Origin of the sequence: Streptomyces griseoloalbus, from assembly GCA_014650015.1 — a bacterium.
Taxonomy (GTDB): domain Bacteria; phylum Actinomycetota; class Actinomycetes; order Streptomycetales; family Streptomycetaceae; genus Streptomyces; species Streptomyces griseoloalbus.
Genome location: BMUD01000013.1, coordinates 7,069 through 27,299 on the forward strand (window position 1 = coordinate 7,069; position 20,231 = coordinate 27,299).

At 73.0% G+C, this 20,231-nt stretch carries 14 protein-coding genes, 5 tRNA genes and 1 riboswitch; of the genes, 9 read left to right on the forward strand and 10 right to left on the reverse strand.

Annotation, left to right across the window (positions count from 1 at the left end; genetic code table 11):
- Window positions 1–602: 602 nt before the first annotated feature.
- Window positions 603–2,729 carry an asparagine synthase-related protein gene (locus IE178_RS20150; RefSeq protein ID WP_184764471.1) on the reverse strand — a complete coding sequence of 709 codons (2,127 nt, stop codon included), beginning with the start codon at window positions 2,727–2,729 and terminating at the stop codon, window positions 603–605.
- Window positions 2,730–3,445: 716 nt separating this feature from the next.
- On the opposite strand from IE178_RS20150, the gene IE178_RS20155 reads away from it, so the two are divergent.
- The 4 genes from IE178_RS20155 to IE178_RS20170 all read left to right on the forward strand — a co-directional run bounded on the left by IE178_RS20155 (window position 3,446) and on the right by IE178_RS20170 (window position 8,691).
- Window positions 3,446–4,870 (forward strand): NsdA family TPR-like regulatory protein, encoded by a 1,425-nt coding sequence (locus tag IE178_RS20155; RefSeq protein WP_184764470.1) that lies wholly within the window; start codon window positions 3,446–3,448, stop codon window positions 4,868–4,870.
- Between the two features lie 228 nt (window positions 4,871–5,098).
- On the forward strand, window positions 5,099–6,346 hold the full coding sequence (gene lhgD, locus IE178_RS20160) for an L-2-hydroxyglutarate dehydrogenase (RefSeq protein ID WP_193513287.1): 1,248 nt from the start codon (window positions 5,099–5,101) through the stop codon (window positions 6,344–6,346).
- 57 nt (window positions 6,347–6,403) lie between these two features.
- Window positions 6,404–7,255 (forward strand): tRNA (guanosine(46)-N7)-methyltransferase TrmB, encoded by an 852-nt coding sequence (gene trmB, locus IE178_RS20165; RefSeq protein WP_373301134.1) that lies wholly within the window; start codon window positions 6,404–6,406, stop codon window positions 7,253–7,255.
- A 35-nt stretch (window positions 7,256–7,290) separates the two neighbouring features.
- On the forward strand, window positions 7,291–8,691 hold the full coding sequence (locus IE178_RS20170) for a PrsW family intramembrane metalloprotease (RefSeq protein WP_193513288.1): 1,401 nt from the start codon (window positions 7,291–7,293) through the stop codon (window positions 8,689–8,691).
- Window positions 8,692–8,817: 126 nt separating this feature from the next.
- On the opposite strand, the gene IE178_RS20175 is transcribed toward IE178_RS20170, so the two are convergent.
- The 5 genes from IE178_RS20175 to IE178_RS20195 form a co-directional block, all read right to left on the reverse strand.
- Entirely contained in the window at window positions 8,818–9,837 is a 1,020-nt protein-coding gene (locus IE178_RS20175) for a M23 family metallopeptidase (RefSeq protein ID WP_193513289.1), read from the reverse strand.
- A gap of 12 nt (window positions 9,838–9,849) precedes the next feature.
- Window positions 9,850–10,007, reverse strand: a riboswitch (cyclic di-AMP (ydaO/yuaA leader).
- Between the two features lie 310 nt (window positions 10,008–10,317).
- Window positions 10,318–10,391, reverse strand: a tRNA-Met gene (locus IE178_RS20180).
- A 65-nt stretch (window positions 10,392–10,456) separates the two neighbouring features.
- On the reverse strand, window positions 10,457–11,590 hold the full coding sequence (locus IE178_RS20185) for a dihydrofolate reductase family protein (RefSeq protein WP_193513290.1): 1,134 nt from the start codon (window positions 11,588–11,590) through the stop codon (window positions 10,457–10,459).
- Between the two features lie 126 nt (window positions 11,591–11,716).
- Entirely contained in the window at window positions 11,717–12,376 is a 660-nt protein-coding gene (locus IE178_RS20190) for a response regulator transcription factor (protein WP_184764464.1), read from the reverse strand.
- A 27-nt stretch (window positions 12,377–12,403) separates the two neighbouring features.
- Window positions 12,404–13,405, reverse strand: coding sequence for a HAMP domain-containing sensor histidine kinase (locus tag IE178_RS20195; protein WP_193513291.1), 1,002 nt, complete (start codon window positions 13,403–13,405; stop codon window positions 12,404–12,406).
- A gap of 446 nt (window positions 13,406–13,851) precedes the next feature.
- Here IE178_RS20195 and IE178_RS20200 point away from each other — a divergent pair, with 446 nt between their 5' ends.
- Window positions 13,852–14,142 (forward strand): DUF3040 domain-containing protein, encoded by a 291-nt coding sequence (locus IE178_RS20200; RefSeq protein ID WP_184764462.1) that lies wholly within the window; start codon window positions 13,852–13,854, stop codon window positions 14,140–14,142.
- Between the two features lie 36 nt (window positions 14,143–14,178).
- Here the strand turns inward: IE178_RS20200 and IE178_RS20205 are convergent.
- The 4 genes from IE178_RS20205 to IE178_RS20215 all read right to left on the reverse strand — a co-directional run bounded on the left by IE178_RS20205 (window position 14,179) and on the right by IE178_RS20215 (window position 18,138).
- A tRNA-Lys gene (locus tag IE178_RS20205) sits at window positions 14,179–14,251 on the reverse strand.
- 152 nt (window positions 14,252–14,403) lie between these two features.
- On the reverse strand, window positions 14,404–16,578 hold the full coding sequence (locus IE178_RS20210) for a DEAD/DEAH box helicase (RefSeq protein ID WP_184764461.1): 2,175 nt from the start codon (window positions 16,576–16,578) through the stop codon (window positions 14,404–14,406).
- A gap of 298 nt (window positions 16,579–16,876) precedes the next feature.
- Window positions 16,877–17,422, reverse strand: coding sequence for a hypothetical protein (locus IE178_RS36970; protein ID WP_438874394.1), 546 nt, complete (start codon window positions 17,420–17,422; stop codon window positions 16,877–16,879).
- Between the two features lie 365 nt (window positions 17,423–17,787).
- Window positions 17,788–18,138 carry a metallopeptidase family protein gene (locus IE178_RS20215; protein WP_184764460.1) on the reverse strand — a complete coding sequence of 117 codons (351 nt, stop codon included), beginning with the start codon at window positions 18,136–18,138 and terminating at the stop codon, window positions 17,788–17,790.
- Between the two features lie 84 nt (window positions 18,139–18,222).
- Here IE178_RS20215 and IE178_RS20220 point away from each other — a divergent pair, with 84 nt between their 5' ends.
- From IE178_RS20220 to IE178_RS20235, 4 genes are all read left to right on the forward strand, one after another.
- The gene (locus IE178_RS20220; RefSeq protein WP_184764459.1) at window positions 18,223–19,800 is read left to right on the forward strand and encodes a metallophosphoesterase family protein; all 1,578 of its coding nucleotides are present in this window, start codon (window positions 18,223–18,225) and stop codon (window positions 19,798–19,800) included.
- An 80-nt stretch (window positions 19,801–19,880) separates the two neighbouring features.
- Window positions 19,881–19,953, forward strand: a tRNA-Glu gene (locus IE178_RS20225).
- A 37-nt stretch (window positions 19,954–19,990) separates the two neighbouring features.
- Window positions 19,991–20,065: transfer RNA gene (locus IE178_RS20230), tRNA-Asp, on the forward strand.
- A 24-nt stretch (window positions 20,066–20,089) separates the two neighbouring features.
- Window positions 20,090–20,163, forward strand: a tRNA-Phe gene (locus IE178_RS20235).
- Window positions 20,164–20,231 lie beyond the last annotated feature (68 nt).

Genomic DNA, 20,231 nt, shown 5'->3' on the forward strand with positions numbered 1-20,231 from the left:
GCTCATCCCGGCGTGCGCGGGGTGCCCGGTGCCGGGGGCGGGCCGGAGGACTGCTCATCCCGGCGTGCGCGGGGTGCCCGGTGCCGGGGGCGGGCCGGAGGACTGCTCATCCCGGCGTGCGCGGGGTGCCCGGTGCCGGGGGCGGGCCGGGGGAGGTTGCGCAGCCCGGCGCTGGCGGGGTGCCGCCGCGCCCACCCTCCCCCACTCTCGGCTTCGCTCGAGCGGGGGGACCCCCATCGCCCCAGCGGCACGACTGCCCGCAGCGGGCGGCAGTGACTGCCCGCGGTGGGCGGCTGTGGCCGCGTACGGCGCGGAGGGGACGGGGCGGGGGTGTTCGCCCGCAGTGGCTGGCGCGTCCGCGCCCGTACCTCACCAAGTGACCGATTCCGCGCCAGTCCGAGGACGGACACCCCCGACCCGGCCCCGACCCACCCACCACCCACAGGCGCTACCGCAACAACCACACAACCCGCAGCTGCGCCGCAGGCAGACAACCCGCACCCCCACCGCCCGCAGGCGCCACACACGCCCCCACCGAACCGAAACAGCGCACCGCAGGCTCTACAGCAACCCCCACCGAACCGAACCCCGCGCCGCAGGCATCACCGCGCACCCCCCGCACCGGCACCCAACGCCCCCCGCTGCGGAGCGATCCCACCCGGCACCGCCCGCTGCCGAGCCGGCGTCCCGGTCCAGCACGTCCCCCGCCGCGCGAGCAACCGCCGCAGCCACACCTCCAGCGCGACCAGATCCGCCAGCCCGTCCAGCGGCAGCGCCTCACCCTCCGCCGCCCCCCGCAACGCCTTGCGCACCACCCGCGCCTCGACCAGCCCCGCCTCCGCCAGCAGCGGCGTATCGAACAGCGCCATCAGCGAGCCCGCCGCCACCCGCAACCCCGTCCGCGCCGCGACCCCCGAGGTGGCGGCGCCCGGCGCCCCCCACCCCGCCGGCAGCTCCCGCACCCCCGCCCCCTCCAGCACCGACCGCAAAATCGCCGCCCGCGCCCCCGGCCGCACCCGCAGCGCCTCCGGCAGCGCACGGCACGCCCGCACGACCTGGTTGTCCAGGAACGGCGCGTGCAACCGCTGGAACCGGATCTCGGCCGCCTGCTCCAGCACCCGCAGGTCCGCCGCGTGCCGAGCCAAGGCCGCCCGCGCCCGGAAGTCACCGGGCCGCTGCCCCGGCCCCACGTCCGACCGCCGCGTCGACGCCTGGAGGCGAACCGATACTTCAGCCAGCGCCTCACCGGTCAGCCAGCGCGCAGCGGGCCCGGGTCTGCCCCAGGTCAGCGCGGCCAGCGAGGCGTCCGCCGCCCCCGCGGGCCCGTCGTCGTCCAGCCGCCGGTGCAGCAGCCGCTCCGCGAGGCTCTCCAACCCCACCCGATAGGGCGTACGCGCCAGCCGCCGCGCCGCCCCGTACACCCGCGCCGGCACCATCACGGACCCGTCCGCCTTGGCCAAGGCGGCCACCGGCCGCACCAGATGCCGCCGCTTACGGTCCATCAGCAGGTCGGCGAGCCGCGCCGGATGGGCGTCCAGCACCTGCTTCGCCCCGTACCCCGTGAAGTGATCCGCGCTGCCCGCCGCCAGCCGGGCCCGGTGCCGGGCGGCCGACACCAGCGAGGGCCCCGGCTCGTCCGTCAGCGGCCCGTCCAGCTCGACGTAGGGAAGCGTCTCCTCGCCCCCCGCCACCACCACATGGTGCAACCGCGGGTTCGCCGCCAGCGCGCCCGCCCGCTCCAGCTCGTCGTCGTCCCGCCCACCGGCGGACCCGCTCACCGCCAGGTCGTTGAAGGTGACGGCCAGCAGCCGCTCCCCCGCCCCCGTGCCGTGCCCGAGCACAGTCCCCGGCCTCCCGGGCAGCCCGGCGGCGAGCAACGCCAGCGCCCCGGAGGCCGGCCCGCCGGACAGATCGGCCCCGATGCCCGGCACCGGCGTCCCACGGGCCGCGCGCCGTTCGGCGGGCCCCATCCCCGGCACGGGCCCCGGATCGATGTCGGCGCCGGGAACATGCCGGGGCGCGGCCAGTCGTGTCCGCACGGCCTCGACCAACGCGTCCCGCACCGCGTCCACGGCACGGTCGGGGTCGGCCGGCGGTGCGGCGACCGCGAGCGAGGCGACGGGGTCGTACCCGGCGATCTCGCGCGCCCCCGCGCGCAGGATCAGCGCGTGCCCCGGCGGAATGCGCTTCACGCCGTCGTACGGCGTGGAGTCGTGCAGCGCGGCCGGTACGTCGGGCGCGGCGAGCAGCGCGGCGAGGTGCCCGAAGTCGAGGTTGGCCTCGATAAGGTCGGCGAGCGGCAGGGCGGCGGTCGCGTACGCCGTGCCGCCCGCCCAGGGGGTGTAGAAGACCGGCCGGGCGCCCGCGAGGTCACCGCAGACGGTGACTCTCCTGCCGACCTGGACGATCGCGGTGTAGCTCCCCGGCCAGGCGGTCAGATGCCGGAGTGCTCCGCCGCGCGCGGCGAACAGCGCGACGCGCAGTTGTTCGTCGGAGGCGCCGCAGGTGCCGAGGACGGCGATCCGGGTCTGTGCGTCGGCCTCGACCACCCGCACCTCGTCGGGGCGCCAGTCGCCGACCGCCCACAGCGGGTCGGGGTCGCCCCACAGCAGTTGGGAGCCCACGGGCCGCAGGGTCTCTCCGTCGAGCCCGGTGGCGCCGGCGGAGCCGGTGGGACCGAGGCCCATGGCGCCCGCGGCGGTGCTGCTCCAACCCACCAACCACCGCATCGCCGCCTCCACAGGCTGTGGACAACCAGTGCCCCGCACGAACCGGTTCCCCATGCTGCCATGAAGGAGGCGCTCAGGAGGGGTGCCGGAGCCGTATGTGCCCCGTCGGATGCGCCCCGGCGGATACACCGCCCCGCCTTGAACGGGGGCCCGCCGCAAGAGGATCACCGTACCGGCGCCCCGCGACGCGCCACGCCACTGCGACGCGAATGCGCCCCCATGGTGCGCCCCCGAGACCCCCAACGCGCCGTCAACTGCCATGGTAGAGACGGTGATACCTCGGGAAGGGTGGGGTCGATTTTGAGTCAAATCGAAGCGGTGAGGCCAACCTCGAACACGCTCCGTACAGGCTCTGCGCACCGCTGAACGGTCGCGTGGTCCGGGAGACGCAGCACGCCTCCCGGACCATTCCGCCGCCCGCGGGGATGAAGGCGGCGGTGTCCCCCAGCCCACTGGATCCAGTACAGCGGGCCGACCCACGCACCGACCATGGAACCGCTCCCGCGATGGCCGGAGAAGAGCGCACACACGGGCGCACGGCCACACACCGGGAGCACGCCGCAACTGCGCGTACCGGACCCGTACTTCAGTACGGACCACATTCCCGCCATCCGGAAGAATGCCCCTTAACGCTTGGGATGCGGCGAACTACGCTGGGTTTACGAATGCCGCGTGGTTATGCCAGCGCGGCAGCCGTCTGTGTCGAGGGGTGGCGCATGTCCAGGGAGCAACGCGGGCCGAACGAAAAACTCGGCGCCGTTCTCGCCCTCGCGGGAATCTCCAACGCAGGCCTCGCGCGGCGCGTCAACGACCTAGGCGCCCAGCGAGGGCTGACACTTCGCTACGACAAGACGTCGGTGGCGCGCTGGGTGTCGAAGGGCATGGTGCCGCAAGGTGCCGCCCCGCACCTGATCGCCGCCGCCATCGGCCAGAAGCTGGGGCGTCCCGTGCCGCTCCACGAGATCGGCCTGGCGGACGCCGATCCCGCACCCGAGGTGGGCCTCGCCTTCCCCCGCGACGTCGGACAGGCGGTGAAGTCCGCGACGGAGCTGTACCGGCTGGACCTCGCCGGCCGCAGAGCGGGTTCCGGCGGCATCTGGCAGTCGCTCGCCGGGTCGTTCGCGGTGAGCGCATACGCGACGCCCGCCTCGCGCTGGCTGATAACCCCGGCCGACAGCTCGGTGGCGCGTGAGGTGAACCCGGCCGACGGCTCCGGCGCACCGCTCAAAGTCGGCCACAGCGATGTGCGCAAACTGCGGGAGGCCGCCGAGGACGCCCGGCGCTGGGACTCCAAGTACGGCGGCGGTGACTGGCGCTCGTCGATGGTCCCCGAATGTCTCAGGGTGGAGGCGGCGCCGCTGCTGCTCGGCGCCTACTCCGACGACGTGGGCCGCTCGCTCTTCGGTGCCGCGGCCGAGCTCACCCGCCTCGCCGGCTGGATGGCCTTCGACACCGGCCAGCAGGAGGCCGCCCAGCGCTATTACATCCAGGCGTTGCGCCTGGCCCGCGCCGCGGCCGACGTGCCCCTCGGCGGCTACGTCCTGGCCTCCATGTCCCTCCAGGCGACCTACCGCGGCTTCGGCGACGAGGGCGTGGACCTCGCCCAGGCCGCGCTGGAACGCAACCGGGGCCTGGCCACCGCCCGCACCCTGAGCTTCTTCCGCCTGGTCGAGGCACGCGCGCACGCACGCGCGGGTGACGCCCAGGCGGCCGGTGCCGCCCTGAAGTCGGCGGAGAGCTGGCTGGAGCGCTCCCGGCCGGGCGACAGCGACCCGACCTGGCTCGGCTTCTACTCGTACGACCGTTTCGCCGCCGACGCCGCGGAGTGCTACCGCGATCTGAAGGCACCCCGCCAGGTCCGCCGCTTCACCGAGCAGGCACTGTCCAGGCCGACGGAGGAGTTCGTGCGCTCGCACGGTCTGCGGCTCGTCGTCTCGGCGGTCGCCGAACTGGAGTCGGGCAACCTGGACGCCGCCTGCGAGCAGGGCGTCCGCGCGGTGGAGGTGGCGGGCCGCATCTCCTCCGCCCGCACCACCGAGTACGTCAAGGACCTCCTGCACCGACTGGAGCCCTACGGCGACGAACCCCGCGTGGTCGAACTGCGCGAACGCGCCCGGCCGCTGCTGATGACGACGGCCTGACACCACCGACGCCGACGACGACCTGATACGCACGACGACGAAGAACGCCGAACGACGACGAACGACGCCACGACGCCACGACGCCACGACGCCACGACGCCACGACGCCACGACGCCGAACGACGGACAACGACGAACGACGACCCGCCACGACGCATGACAACGGCGATCTGACACAACCGTCCCGAAAGGCCGCCCCCCGGGTTTGAAGCCATTGTCAGTGGCGCAGTGCACTATCGGAACCGGGAGGTGGTGCAGGTGGCGGGGCAGGCGTACGACTGCGACGTGCTGGTGATCGGCGGTGGGATCGTCGGCCTGTCGACGGCGTATGCGATCAGCCGCGCGGCCCCGGGCACCCGGGTGACGCTGCTGGAGAAGGAGCCCGGACCCGCCCGGCACCAGACGGGCCGCAACAGCGGCGTCATCCACAGCGGCATCTACTACCGCCCCGGCTCGCTGAAGGCCCGGTACGCGGTGCGGGGCGCCGCGGAGATGGTCAAGTTCTGCACGGAGTACGGCATCCCGCACGCCGTGACGGGCAAGCTGATCGTCGCCACGGCCCGCGACGAGCTCCCCCGCCTGCACGCCCTGGCCCAGCGCGGCCGGGAGAACGGCATCACGGTCCGCGAACTGGGCGCCGCGCAGATGGCGGAGTACGAGCCGGAGGTCGACGGTCTGGCGGCCCTCCACGTCGGCACCACCGGCATCTGCGACTTCGCCGCGGTCGCCCGCCGGCTCGCGGAGGAGTCCGGCGCGGAGATCCGCTACGGAGCGCGGGTCGTACGCGTCGACCGCCGCCCCGACCGGGGAGTCGCCGTGCTGACGGCCGCCGGCGACGTCGTACGCGGCCGGATCCTGGTGAACTGCGCCGGTCTGCACTGCGACGGGATCGCCCGCCTGACCGGCGACGAGCCCGGCGCCCGCATCGTGCCCTTCCGCGGCGAGTACTACGAGCTGGCCCGGCCGAAACTGGTGCGCGGCCTGGTCTACCCGGTGCCCGACCCGGCGTTCCCCTTCCTCGGCGTCCACCTCACCCGCGGCATCGACGGCGGCGTCCACGTCGGCCCCAACGCGGTACCGGCCCTGGCCCGCGAGGGCTACGACTGGCACACGGTGCGTCCCCGCGAACTGGGCGCGACCCTGGCCTGGCCGGGCTCCTGGCAGCTGGCCCGCCGCCACTGGCGGTACGGCGGCGGCGAGCTGCGCCGCTCGCTGTCCAGGGCCGCCTTCGCCCGGGCGGTGCGCCGGCTCCTGCCCGCCGTGCGGGAGGAGGACCTGGTGCCGGCGGCGGCCGGGGTGCGGGCGCAGGCCGTGCTGCGGGACGGCACACTGGTCGACGACTTCCTGATCCAGCAGACCCCCCGCGCGGTGCACGTGCTGAACGCGCCCTCACCCGCGGCGACGGCATCGCTGCCGATCGGGCGGGAGGTCGCGCGGCGTGCCCTGGCGGCGCTGGCGGCGGCAGGGGGGCGGTGAGGGCACGGCGACCGCCCGCCGGGGCCCCGTAAAATCGACAGCACTGTGTCTGACTCCGTGAGCACCACTCCCGAAGCCCCGCACCCGCCGCACACGCCCGGTGTGTCGATCCGCCATGCCCGGGCCAAGGGCGAGCCACGGTTCCCGGACGGGCCGAAGGCCGATCCCGCCGGATCGCACTTCGAGCGGCGGATCCGCAGCTTCCAGCCGCGCCGCAGCCGCGTCACCGCCGGCCAGGCGGACGCACTGCAGCGGCTCTGGCCCCAGTGGGGCTTCGACATCGACGGCAGCCGCCTGCTCGACCTCGCCGAGTTCTTCGGCAACGACCACCCCGTCGTCCTGGAGATCGGCTTCGGCATGGGCGAGGCCACCGCGGCGATGGCCACCGCCGACCCCGCCACCAACATCCTCGCCGTGGACGTCCACACCCCCGGCCAGGGAAACCTGCTCAACCTCGCCGACCAACTCGGCCTGGGCAATGTCCGGGTCGGCAACGGCGACGCGATCATCCTGCTGCGCGAAATGCTCGCCCCCGACTCCCTCGGCGGACTGCGCGTCTACTTCCCCGACCCCTGGCCCAAGAAGCGGCACCACAAGCGCCGGCTGATCCAGCCGGACTTCCTCACCCTCGCCGCGACCCGGCTCCGGCCCGGTGCGGTCCTGCACTGCGCCACCGACTGGGAGCCGTACGCGGAGCAGATGCTCGAGGTGCTCACCGCGCACCCCGCCTTCGAGAACACGCAGGCGGGCGGCGGTTTCGCGCCGCGCCCCGGGTTCCGGCCGCTCACCCGTTTCGAGGGACAGGGACTGGACAAGGGTCATGTCGTGAACGACCTGCTCTTCCGTCGCGTACCGCACGACGAACGGGCCGGGCACCGCCCCGGAGACCGAGCCCGGGACAGCACATAGACCAGACCTGCCCCTCCCTCGTTAGGGTCGATTCCGTGGCCTCCAGCCCCCCGTACCCGGCGCATCCCGGCGCATCCTCCGGCGGCGGAACGCTGCGGCACGCGCACTGGTGGCAGCGCCCCTGGGTGCGTTACGGGGCGCTGATCAGCCTGCTCACCCTCTCGGGGCTGGTCATCCTCGCCCTGGTCCGCGAGCAGACCGGGACGGAGGGCTTCCTGGTGGGACTGGGTCTCGCCGTCCTCCCGGTGCCGCTCCTCGTGGCCGCGTTCCGCTGGCTGGACCGGGTCGAACCGGGGCCCTGGCGGAACCTGCTGTTCTCCTTCGCCTGGGGGGCGTGTGCGGCGGCGCTGATAGCGATCGTCGCGAACAGCTTCGCCACGCAGTGGATAGCGACGGCGACCGCCGATCCGGCCGGTGCGGACACCCTCGGTGCGACCGTCATAGCGCCGGTCGTGGAGGAGTCCGCGAAGGCCGCCGCCGTCCTCCTGGTGTTCCTCTTCCGCAGACGCGACTTCACCGGGATCCTCGACGGCGTGGTGATAGCCGGGGTCACCGCCACCGGCTTCGCGTTCACGGAGAACATCCTCTACCTGGGCACCGCCTTCGGCACCGACCAGCTCACCGGCGACAACGGCATCGCCTCGGTCACCGCGGCGACGTTCTTCGTCCGCATCGTCATGTCGCCGTTCGCGCACCCCCTGTTCACCGTGCTCACCGGGATCGGCTTCGGCATCGCGGCGCTGTCCGGGGAGGGGCAACGGCTGCGGCGGGTACTGCTCCCGCTGGGCGGGCTGCTCCTGGCGATGGGCATGCACGCGCTGTGGAACGGGTCCTCGACGCTCGGCCAGTACGGCTTCTTCGCGGTGTACGGGGCGTTCATGGTCCCGATGTTCGGGGTGCTGACCTGGCTGGTGGTGTGGACGCGGCAGCGCGAGCTGCGGACCGTACGGACGGAACTGCCCGCGTACGCGGTGGCCGGCTGGCTCACTCCCGCGGAGCCGTTCGCGCTCGGCTCGATGCGGGCGCGGCGCATCGCCCGGCAGTACGCGCGCCGGTACGGCGGGAAGGCGGCGGCCCGGGCGGTGGCGCAGTACGAGGCGTACGCGACCTCGCTGGCGTTCCTTCGGCACCGGGGGCGGCTCGGGCGGGCGGGGACGGACTTCGTCACGCGGGAGCGGGAACTGCTGCTGGAGCTGTGGCACCGGCGGGGCGCGGCCCGTCCGGCCCTGGACCACGCGGCCCGCGTCACCGCGCCTGCGGTCCCGGTCGCCGCCGCGCCGTGGCCGGTGCCCGGGATGTACGGGCCCCCGCCGCACGGGCAGCCGGCACACAGTCATCCGCCGCACGGGCACCCCGTACACAGCCGTCCACCGCATGCCCCCCTGCCGTACGGGCACCCGTACGGCGCGTACGACCCGAACGCACATCGGTCCTGACGGGCACGCCCCGAGTCCTGCCTGCCCTGTCCGCCCCCCACATGCCGGACCGGCAGCCTCGACGTCGGGGGGTCATCGTCGGGACTGCCGGTCTCCGGGGCGGAGCGCCTCAGCGGGCGGCGGCGGTCAGGGGGTGAGGCCCTTGCCCCGCAGCCACGCCAGCGGGTCGATGCCGGAGGCGGAGCCACCGGCATGGACCTCCAGGTGGAGGTGGGCCCCGGTGGAGTTGCCGGTGGAGCCGACGCGGCCGATCACATCACCGGTGTTGACCTTCTGGCCGACGCTGACGCTGATGGACGACTGGTGGGCGTACCAGATCTCGGTGCCGTCCTCGAGCGTCAGCACGGTCTTGTAGCCGTAGGAGCCGTCGTAGCCGGCGGAGGTGATCGTGCCGGTGTGCACCGCCTTGATCAGCGTGCCCGTGGGGGCGGCGAAGTCGAGGCCGGTGTGGTAGCCGGAGGACCAGTAGGCGCCGGCCTGCCCGAAGGTGGAGCTGAGGGTGTACGAGGAGGTCGGCAGCGCGTACTGCTTGGCCAGCTTGGCGAGGCGCTCGGCCTCGGCCTTCTTCCTGGCCTCCTCCTCCGCCTTCTCCTTGGCGGCGGCGGCCTTGGCCTTTGCCTCCTTCTCCGCCTTGGCGGCGGCCTCGGCGGCAGCCTTCTCGGCGGCGGCGACGGCCTCGGCCTCCGCCTTGCTCTCGGCCTGGTCCTGCTGCTGCTCGACCTGGGCCATGATCCGGGCGCGCAGCGCCTCACCGGCGCCGGCGGCGCCCTGCTCGGTGTCGGCGGTGCTCCTGGCGAGGTCGCTGAGGGGAGTCGCCGAACCCTCGGGCGTCTCCTGGTCGGAGATGAGGGAGCCCACGTTGGGAAGGTCGGGCATGGAGATCGAGACCGGCGGCTTGCCGGTCTGGGCACTGGCCATGCCGCCCGCTCCGACCGCCGCTATGACGCCGACGCCCAAAACGGTGGAGCTGCGGGCGAGACCGCCGCCGCGCTGCTTGCTGACGCGGTGCCGGCCACGTACCGGGCGGACGGACTCCGCGGTGGGGTTCCACTCCTCGAAGGGGCCCTCGTCGGTGCGGATGCTGCCGTAGGCGAAGGTGTCGCTCGGCTGGTACGGGGCCTCGGGGGCAGGCCGGTTCGACGCCACGTGGGCGTACTCCTTTCCTTCCTTCTCCGCCTACCGGGTTAGCTGACGGGTTCGGAGCAGGAAGGTCTCCTACGCGCGTATACGAGCCGTGTTTCCACGGCGGTATCCACGCGATTCACCCCATGGTGATGGTTCCCCGGTTCCCTTGCGGGATTCGGCGCGTGCGCACGGAGCCGACTTCTGTGACGGCTGGGACGACCGCGCTGCGTTATCGAACGTTAATAGACGCGAGGGTCGTATTCCAAGCCGTTCCTCTTGATCGTTAACGATTTTCGCGGGGACGTAAGCTCCACCGGCAGTCAAAAACGGGCGAGTTGACCCTGCTTCGGGCGCCGACTCGTTTCTGACAGTATGTCAGTTGTTATGCGCTGCGGGGTGGACCACTCACGCTGGGTGATGACGCACCGGGGGCGGAGTCGGCGGCGGATCGAAAAAAAACCGAAGGCCGGAATCCTTTGGATTCCGGCCTTCGGCCTTCAGTAGCGGGGACAGGATTTGAACCTGCGACCTCTGGGTTATGAGCCCAGCGAGCTACCGAGCTGCTCCACCCCGCGTCGGTATGACACCAGTGTACGCCATGCGCGGGGCCTGCCGCACACCCATGATCACCGGCCCCGTCTCACCGGCCGATCAGATGACCGTTCGGCGCCTTGGCCCGGTCCTCGTGCTCCGGCAGGACCACGACGGTGGCGCCCCCCTCCGCCAGCACCCCGCTGCCGTCGGCGCCCGCCACGAAGGTGTCCGGCTCACGCCAGGCCGTGACCACCCTCCGCACCCCCGCGTCCAGGATCAGCCGGGCACAGGGCGCCGGCCGGGACGCGCGGTGGGCACAGGGCTCCAGGCTGGAGTACACGGTGGCGGTCGCGAGCCGGGAATCCGTGGGGTCGATCTTGGCGAGCGCGGCCTCCTCCGCGTGCACCACGGGGTCGGCGCCCTCCCGGGAGTGGCCGCGTGCCAGCTCCGTGCCGTCGGCCGCCACCACGACCGCGCCCACGCTGAACGCCGTCCCGGAGGGCGGGCACCGCTCGGCCAGGTCGCAGGCGAGGGCCAGCCAGTGGTGGTCGGCGGCAGCGGGCAGCGGTCGGGTACCGGGAGCGGTGGGCTCGTAGCGCATCAGGACGACGTCGCCGATCGGGCGGGTCTCGAGGAGCCGCAGCCGGCCGGCCTGGTAGGCGCCGGGTCCGAAGAGGCGGGGCGCGTCCGGGTCACCGACGAACAGCGGGGCGAGGACGAGCTGGAGTTCGTCCGCGAGGCCCTGGGTGAGGAGCTGGGTGTGGACCCGGCCGCCCCCCTCGACCATCAGCCGCCGGACCCCGCGCACGGCGTACAGATGCTCCAGCAGCCGCCGCCAGTCGAGCTCGGACCCCAGCGCGACGACATCGGCGGCGAGACCGTGGGCGCGGGCCCGCTCGGCGCCCTTGTCGGTCGTGTAGAGCAGCTTCTCACCGCCCGTGTGCCAGAACCGCGCCGCCGGATCCAGATCGCCGGAACCGCTGACGGTGACCTTGAGCGGATACTCGGGCCCGCCCCCGGCTACCCGGGCGGCGCGCCGCTCGGGCGAGTTGACCAGCAGCCGGGGGTTGTCGGCGCGGATCGTGCCGGCGCCGACCAGGATGGCGTCCACGGAGGCCCGCACCTCGTCGACCCGGTCGAAGTCGGCCGGGCCGGACAGCAGCAGCCGCTCGGGGCCGGTGTCGTCCAGACAGCCGTCGAGGGAGACGGCGGCGGAGAGCAGGACGTACGGGTGGGGCATCGGCGTACTCCGGGTGCGGGACGGCGGCCGGCGGAACCGGCGGTGGGCGGGCCTGTGCGACCCGGGTCCAGTCTGACAACCGCTCCGGCCCGCTCACGTCCCCGCCCACGCCCGACGCGGTACGGGTCAGGGCTCGATCAGACCCACGCGGATGGCGTACCGGGTGAGCTCCAGGCGGTCCTTCAGGCCGAGCTTGGCCAGGAGATTGGCCCGGTGGCGTTCCACCGTCTTGGGGCTGATCACGAGGAGGCCCGCGATCTGCTGCGAGGTGTGTCCCTCGGCGACGAGCTTGAGGATCTCCTCCTCGCGGTCGGTGATGGCCTTGGCCGGCAGGGTCCGGCCCTCCCGCGCGAGGTCGAGATAGTTGTGGATGAGGGCGTTGACCGCCCCGGGGTAGAGAAACGGCTCACCGCGCATGGTGGCGCGGCAGGCCTCGACGAGGTCGCGGTCGGCGACGGACTTCAGGACGTAGCCCGAGGCCCCGGCGGCGAGGGCCTCGAAGAAGAACTGCTCGTTGTCGTACATGGTCAGGACGAGGATGCGCGTCTCCGGCAGGGTGCGGGAGAGCTCGCGGGCCGCCTGGAGGCCGGTCAGGCGGGGCATGGCGATGTCCAGGACGGCCAGGTCGGGCCGGTGTTCACGGGCCTGCTCGAGGGCTTCGGCACCGTCGGCGGCCTCGGCCACGACGGTCAGATCCGGTTCGCCGTCCAGGATGAGGCGGACCCCCCGGCGGACCAGCGCGTGGTCGTCGGCGAGGAGGATGCGGGTGGGGGCCGGGTCGTTCATGTCAGCGTTTCCGGTCGGGGGCGTCGGTCACGGGGGCGGAGCATGCGCGGCCGCGGACCCTCGTACGGGAACGAGGGCGTGCGCGGGAAAGCGGACGGGGACGGGAACGGTCAGACGTACGACGGTGCCTCCACCGGCGCCGGGCTCCACGGTCAGATCGGCGCCGACGAGCAGGGCGCGTTCCCGCATCCCCCGGATACCGGCGCCCTCCGCCTCGCCGCCGATGCCCCGGCCGTCGTCCCGCACGCGCAGGGCGACGCCGCCGGACGTGCGGTACAGGGCGAGCTCGGCGCGGCGGGCCCCGGCGTGGCGGACGGTGTTGGTGAGTGCTTCCTGAGCCACCCGGTAGAGGACCAGCTCGGCCTCCCGGTCCAAGGGGGGCAGGTCCCCCTCGATGCTGTGCTGAACGCTCAGGCCGGACCCGCCGAACTCGGTGGCGAGGGCCTTCAGCGCGCTGGCCGGCCCGAGCTCGTCCAGGACCCCGGGGCGCAGCCGGCGGGCGATGCGCCGGATCTCCTCCAGGCCGGCCCGGGTGGCCTCCTGCACCTGGCGCAGCTCCTGCCCCAGCTCGGGCGGCGCGTGGTCGGCGGCACGTTTGAGCTGGAGCAGTACGGCGGTGAGGGACTGGCCGACCTCGTCGTGCAGTTCCCGGGCGACCCGGCGGCGTTCGGCCTCCTGCGCCGACAGGGCGCGGGCACTACTGGTGGCCCGCTCGTCCTCCAGCCGGTCGAGCATGGTGTTGAACGTGGTGATCAGCTCGGCGATCTCGCCCCGCCCCCCGACCGCGGGGCGGTGCCCCGGGCGGAGCAGGTCGGTCGTGGTCATGGCACGCGTCAGGCGTTGCAGCGGCGCCAGCCCGACCCGCAGCAGCAGCGCGTTGGCGACCAGCATGGCGGCCAGCCCCACCGCGAGGACCGCGGCCTCGGTGAGCAGCACCGGGGTGGACACGGTGACCGGCCCCAGCAGCAGGGCCGTGGCCACGATGAGGACGACGGCGTTCAGCAAGAAGATCCGCCAGAACAGAGGCACCCCGTACCGCCTCCTCACCATGGGCCGCTCACGGTGGGCTCCCGGTGCGGCGGGAGCCCGACGGCCCGTCTGCCGGGGGCGCGGCTGCGGGCCGTCACCCTCCAGCCTGGGCGCCGAAGCGGGCCCGGCGCCATCGGTGACAACCCCCATTTCCGTGCCGGGGTCCCCCCTGCCCCGTGGCCCGCGGGTACACACCGGCCCCCGGCAGGGATGGGGCCCGCGACCGATGGCCGAACCCGGCGGCGGCGGGCGACGCTGGAGTCCGGTCACCGGGCGGGTGATGACGTCGGCGCACGGGCAAACTCCTTTGTACCGGCCCGAGTTCGCGGCAGGCCGACGGTTCGCTCTCGTACTGTCCCGGAGCCACGGAACCGACGCCCGGCGGTGTCCGGAGCGACGGCCGCCGGTGGTGTCACCGGGCGGCCACCCCCTGGGAAGGAGGAGCCGTGCCCCAGTCCGACGACGAGCGCCTCGTCGACCTCGCGGCCCGACTCGAGCACGAGGATCCCCGTTTCACCCGCTCGCTGTCCGCGGGGCGTCCGGCCCGCCCGCGTGAGTACCGGCGCAGGTGCGCCTGGTGGCTGCTGGCCATCGGGGTGATCATGCTGATCGCGGGCGTGGTCGTCGCCGACGGACTGCTCATCGCGGCGGGGCTGGTCCTCGCCGGAATCGCCGTCCAACTGCTCGACCCCGACCACCCGCGCACCGGCGGCCGCCACCGGCCCCCACGGCACTGACCCCGGCCCGGACCGTGTCCGGACCGGGGTCACCGGTAGGCCCTGTGGGACTCGAACCCACAACCAATGGATTAAAAGTCCACTGCTCTGCCAATTGAGCTAAGGGCCCCTGGCGATGTTGCCTCCCCGAGCATAGCCGGACGTGGCCGGGTCTCCGATCGGGTATCGCCGAGGCGGGCCCTCTCGTGTCCCGTGGGAACGCGGAAGGGCCCGCACGACGGGTGTCGTACGGGCCCTTGCGGTCAGCTCGGTGAGGCCGTGTCAGCCGTTGCGCTTCCAGCGCGGCTTGTCCTCGCGGCGGCCGAAGGAGCCGCCACCGCGGTGGTCGTCACGACGGCCGTTCGGGCGGTCGTGGGCGCCGGTGCGGAAGCCCGGGCGGTCGCCCTGGCGGTCGCGGTTGAAGGGGCGGTCGCTGCCACGGTGTCCGGCGCGGTCGTCCCGGCGGAAGCCACCACGGTCCCGGTCGCGGTTGAAGCCGCCCCGGTCGTCACGGTCACGGTTGAAGCCACCGCGGTCGTCACGGCGCTCGAAGGGACGCCCACCGCGGTCACCACCGCGCTCGCCCCGGTCGTCCCGGCGAAAGCCGCCACGGTCCCCGCGGTCGTCCCGACGGAAACCGCCACGGTCGCCGTCACGACGGTCGTCGCGACGGAAGCCGCCACGGTCGTCACGGCGCTCGAAGGAACGCCCACCACGGTCACCACCACGGTCGCCCCGGTCGTCCCGGCGGAAACCGCCACGGTCGCCGTCACGACGGTCGTCGCGACGGAAGCCGCCACGGTCGTCACGGCGCTCGAAGGAACGCCCACCACGGTCACCACCGCGCTCGCCCCGGTCGTCCCGGCGGAAACCGCCACGGTCCCCGCGGTCGTCCCGCCGCTCACGCCGCTCGTACGGCGCCGAGGACTCCGGACGCTCCACGCGCTCGACCCGCTCCCCGTCGCGCGAGGTCGGCTGCTCCGGCAGCGACACCTCGGTCTCGGCCGACGCGACGGCGACCGCCTCGGCCACCACCGTCTCGAGGTCCTCGCCGCGCTCGCGTGCGACCCGGGCCAGCAGCCGGTCGGCCTCGTCGCGCAGCTCCGCCGCGCGGCGCTGCGCCCGCTCCAGTTCCTTGGTCAGCTGGGCGACCTCGCGCTCGGCCTGCTGCGCCGCGTTGCCCGCCGACTCGGCCTGCACCTCGGTCATGGACCGGGCACCGGTGATCTCGGCGACCTCCGGTTCGAAGGCCGTGCCGCCCTGGATGATGTGGCGCGTGGCGTCGACGCCCGCGTCCTCCATCAGGCGGAAGATCTGCCGCCGCTGGTGCGGCAGGGACAGCGACACGACCGTGCCCGTGCGCCCGGCACGCGCCGTGCGGCCCGCGCGGTGCAGGTAGTCCTTGTGGTCACCGGCCGGGTCCACGTTCAGCACCAGGTCGATGCCGTCGACGTGGATACCGCGCGCCGCGACGTCCGTCGCGACCAGGACGTTGACGTACCCGTCCTTGAAGTCCGCCAGCGTCCGGGTCCGGGCGCCCTGCGTCATACCGCCGTGCAGCGCGTCCGCCTTCACACCGGCGTCCCGCAGCTGCTCGGCGACACGGTCGGCGCCCAGCTGCGTACGGACGAAGATGATGGTGCGGCCCTTGCGGGAGGCGATGGCCGCGGTGACCGGCGCCTTGTCCTTGGGCTTCACGACGAGGATGTGGTGCGACATGGTCGTCACCGCGCCCTGCGCCGCGTCGACCTCGTGGGTCGCCGGGTCGTTGAGGTACCGGACGACGAGGGTCTTGATCTCGTTCTCCATGGTCGCGGAGAACAGCATCCGCTGGCCGCCCGCCGGGACCTGGTCGAGCAGTTCGGTGACCTCGGGCAGGAAGCCCAGGTCGGACATCTGGTCGGCCTCGTCGAGGACGGTGATCTGCACGTTCTCCAGCGAGCAGGCGCCGCGGTTGATGATGTCCCGCAGCCGGCCCGGGGTGGCGACCAGGATGTCGACGCCGCGTTCCAGGGCGTAGATCTGGTTGCCCATGGACGTACCGCCGCAGACGACCTTCATCTTCAGGCCGAGGACGTCGCCGTACGGCTGGAGCGCGTCGGCGACCTGCATGGCGAGCTCACGCGTCGGCGTCAGGATGACGGCGCGCGGCTTGTGCTTCTCGGTCCGGCCGCCGGCCAGCGTGGCCAGGGTCGGCAGACCGAAGGAGAGGGTCTTGCCGGAGCCGGTGCGGCCACGGCCGAGGATGTCCTTGCCGGCCAGGGCGTCCGGGATGGTCGCGACCTGGATCGGGAAGGGGGTGGTCACGCCGTTCTGCGCGAGCTTGCGCACGACACCCTCGGGCAGACCGAGGTCGGCGAAGGTGATCTCGGGGGCCGCCACCTCGGTGGTGACGTCGATGTCGGTGTCCTCGGTGTTCTCGGGCACGACGACGTGATCAGTACTGGCGATGGGCATACGAATGCGAAACCTTCCGGAGTCTCTTCGGCACGCGCCCGTCAACTCCGTGATTCGCGATTCGCAATATGACCGCCTCAATGCGGTCCACCACGGCAAGGGGAGAGTACGCGCCACACGGCGCGCTCTGCAGTGGCGCCGGGCAAATAGGATCAAACGATCTGCCACCATACGCACCCCGACCCCCCGAAAGCAAACCGAGCCAACGTCCCGGAACAATCCGCAGGTCAGCGGGGTGAGCCAGGGACGGGCCGGCCGGTTCGGCGGGCGGACACGCGGGTCGGCGAGGGAAAGAACGCTAGACCGGCGCCCCCGCTTCCGGCGCCGGCTCCCGCTGCGCCAACTGCGTCTCGGGCGGCTCGTGCGCCGACGAGGACGGCTCCGCCTGCGTCGGCTCCGGTGCAACCGATGTCTCGGGCGGCGTCGGGGACGGCTGCGGATCCGGCGTCCGCGAGGGCTCCGGCGGAACGGGCCGGTCGTCAGGGGGCGGCCCGGCCGGCCCCTCTGGCCCGTCATCGGCCGGCGCGGACCGGCTCGCTCCCGCGGACGGCGTCACCCCCGCCGACTCCGGCTTCCCCGCCCCGCCCTTAGTCCCCTTGCCCTTGTGCCCCTCGCCCTGGCCGGCGTGACCACGCTCACCGTCGGCCGCCGCGGCCCCGTAGCCGGGCCCACCGCCCGACACCGCCGCACCCCCGTCCGGTGCCTCACCACCCGGCCGCCCCGAGGAATGCGACGGCCCGGCGCTCCCGCCCGCACCGTCCTCCCCCACACTCACGCAGCCGGCGGCAGCGGCCACGGCCACGAGGGTGGCGGCCAGGCGGACAGGTACCAACAAGCGGCGCACGGAGCCACCTCCGATGGGAGTGCAGGGTCAACCACCCCAACTCCCGCCACCCACAAGAAGACACGCAAACGGCCTAAGGGGTGTCGTTCGGATCATGCCGACTTCCGGGAAACGGCGCCTTGCGGCCGAGCCGAGCGGGGTCCGGTGCGTGCAGCAGCTGCAAGGCGGAGGAGGACACTGGGGCGGAGCCCTGGCGGCCGACGACCACGCGGCGGATGCGCGTGCCGGGCACCGCGACCCCGGCACGATCCGAACGGCACCCCCTGGGCCTGTCTGACAGTTCCCGCCTGCCTCGCGACGCCATGCACGCACTCTGACGCCGCGAGGCCGCCCTGCGGGCGACGACGCGAATGGTCAGGCAGGTTCTAGCCGTAACCGAGCGCGTGCAGCCGGGCGTCATCGATCCCGAAGTGGTGCGCGATCTCGTGCACCACCGTGATCTCCGTCTCGGCGACGACGTCCTCCCGGGACTCGCACATCCGCAACGTCGGCCCCCGGAAAATGGTGATCCGGTCCGGCAGCACACCCGCGTACCACTCACCCCGTTCCGTCAGCGGAGTCCCCTCGTACACCCCGAGCAGCTCCGGATCGTCCGCCGGCGGCTCGTCCTCGACGAACACCGCGACGTTGTCCATCAATCGCGTCAACTCCGGCGGGATCCGGTCCAGCGCCTCGGCGACCAGCTCCTCGAACATCTCGCGCGTCATCTCCAGCACAGAGCCATTGTCAGGTACGAGCCGTCCGTACGAGATGCCCAGGACCCCCGCATATCCGGCCGTCGACTTGGGCATACGGGACCAATGGCCCGCGTCCCCTCCCCAGTCGTGAACGCCCTGCACCGCATCCGACGGGTCCCGCGGGCCCTCACCCGCCGCTACCGCTCCCGCCGGCCCGCCCCGAGGGCCATCGCCCTCGTCCCCCAGGCGCACCCCTGGACCCGCGCCGCCGGCCTCGTCACCGTCGTGGTCCTCGGCGCCTGGCTGGGCCTGCTCGTCGTCGGCAACGTCCGCGTCCCCGTCGGCCCCATGAACACCACCATGACCCTGCGCCCCTCCATCACCGGCGGCACAAAGATCAACATCTCCCCCCTGGGCGCCCTGCAGCTCGACAGCCACGTCGCCCCCGTCCGCCTCGACGTCAACGTCGACCAGCTCGACCCCGAACGCTCCCAGGCCCTCGTCGACCACCCCGAACGCCTCTCCGGCCTCCAGGACGAGGTCGCCCAGGACATCACCCACGGCACCGCCGACCTCGCCGTACGCTCCTGCATCGCCGTCGTCACCGGGGCCACCGCCCTCGGTCTCGTCGTCTACCGCCGCCCCCGCCGCGCCCTCGGCGCGGGCGGTCTCGCCCTCACCCTCCTGGCCGCGTCCGGCGGCACCGCCTACGCCACCTGGAACGCCGACTCCGTCCTGGAGCCGAAGTTCTCCGGCCTGCTCTCCTCCGCCCCGTCCCTCGTCGGCGACGCGCGCAGCATCGTCACCGAGTTCGACGTCTACCAGAAGGAGTTGGCCCGTCTCGTCACCAACGTGACCAAGCTCTACGACGCCACCTCCACCCTCCCCGCCTACCAGCCCGACCCGACCACCATCCGCGTCCTGCACGTCTCCGACATCCATCTCAACCCGGCCAGCTGGAAGATCATCGCCTCGCTGGTGGAGCAGTACCGGGTGGACGTGATCGTCGACTCGGGCGACACCATGGACCACGGCACCGCCACCGAGAACGGCTTCCTCGACCCCATCGAGGACCTCGGCGCCCCCTACGTCTGGGTCCGCGGCAACCACGACTCGCTCGTCACCCAGCGCTACCTCGAAGGCATGAGGAACGTCCACGTCCTCGACGACGGCAAGGCCCGAACCGTCGCCGGCCTGCGCTTCGCCGGCATCGGCGATCCCCAGTTCACGCCCGACCGCGCGAAGAGGACCGGAGCCGAGCAGTCCCAGGAACTGGCGGGCGCCCGCCTCGCCTCCGCCCTGCGCGACCAGCGGAGCGCCGGTACCCCGGTGGACGTCGCGATCGCCCATGAACCGTCCGCCGCCCGCGAGGTCGACGGCACCGTGCCCCTGGTCCTGGCCGGCCACATCCACCACGAGAAGACGGAGGTCATGCGGTACGGCACCCGGCTGCGCGTAGAAGGCTCCACCGGCGGCAGCGGCCTGCGGGCCATCGAGGGCAAGTACCCCGACCCGATCGAGACGTCGATCCTCTACTTCGACCGCGACACCCGCCGCCTCCAGGCCTGGGACTCGATCGAACTGGGCGGCCTCGGTCTGACGACGGCGGAGGTCAGCCGCCACCTCCCCAAGGAGAACCAGCCCGGCGCGACCCCGTCGCCCGGCCCGTCCTCCGCCACCCCCTCGACGACCTCCCCGTAAACCGTTTTGGCGAACCCTCCCCCCATCCCATATGCTTCTCACGTCCCCGACGCGCTGCGAAGCGCCCAGGCGGGCCGATAGCCCTCATCGTCTAGCGGCCTAGGACGCCGCCCTTTCAAGGCGGTAGCACGGGTTCGAATCCCGTTGGGGGCACGCACCACCCTGTGCGACACTGTCGTACGACACGCTTGGTCCTGTGGAGCAGTTTGGAGTGCTCGCCACCCTGTCAAGGTGGAGGCCGCGGGTTCAAATCCCGTCAGGACCGCTGGTGTTTCACGTGAAACACCGCGGCTGGGTAGCTCAGTTGGTACGAGCGATCGCCTGAAAAGCGATAGGTCGCCGGTTCGACCCCGGCCCCAGCCACAGTAAGGCCCCGATCATCGATCGGGGCCTTGTTGTGTGTCCCGGCAAAACCATTGGCCGCGAATTTC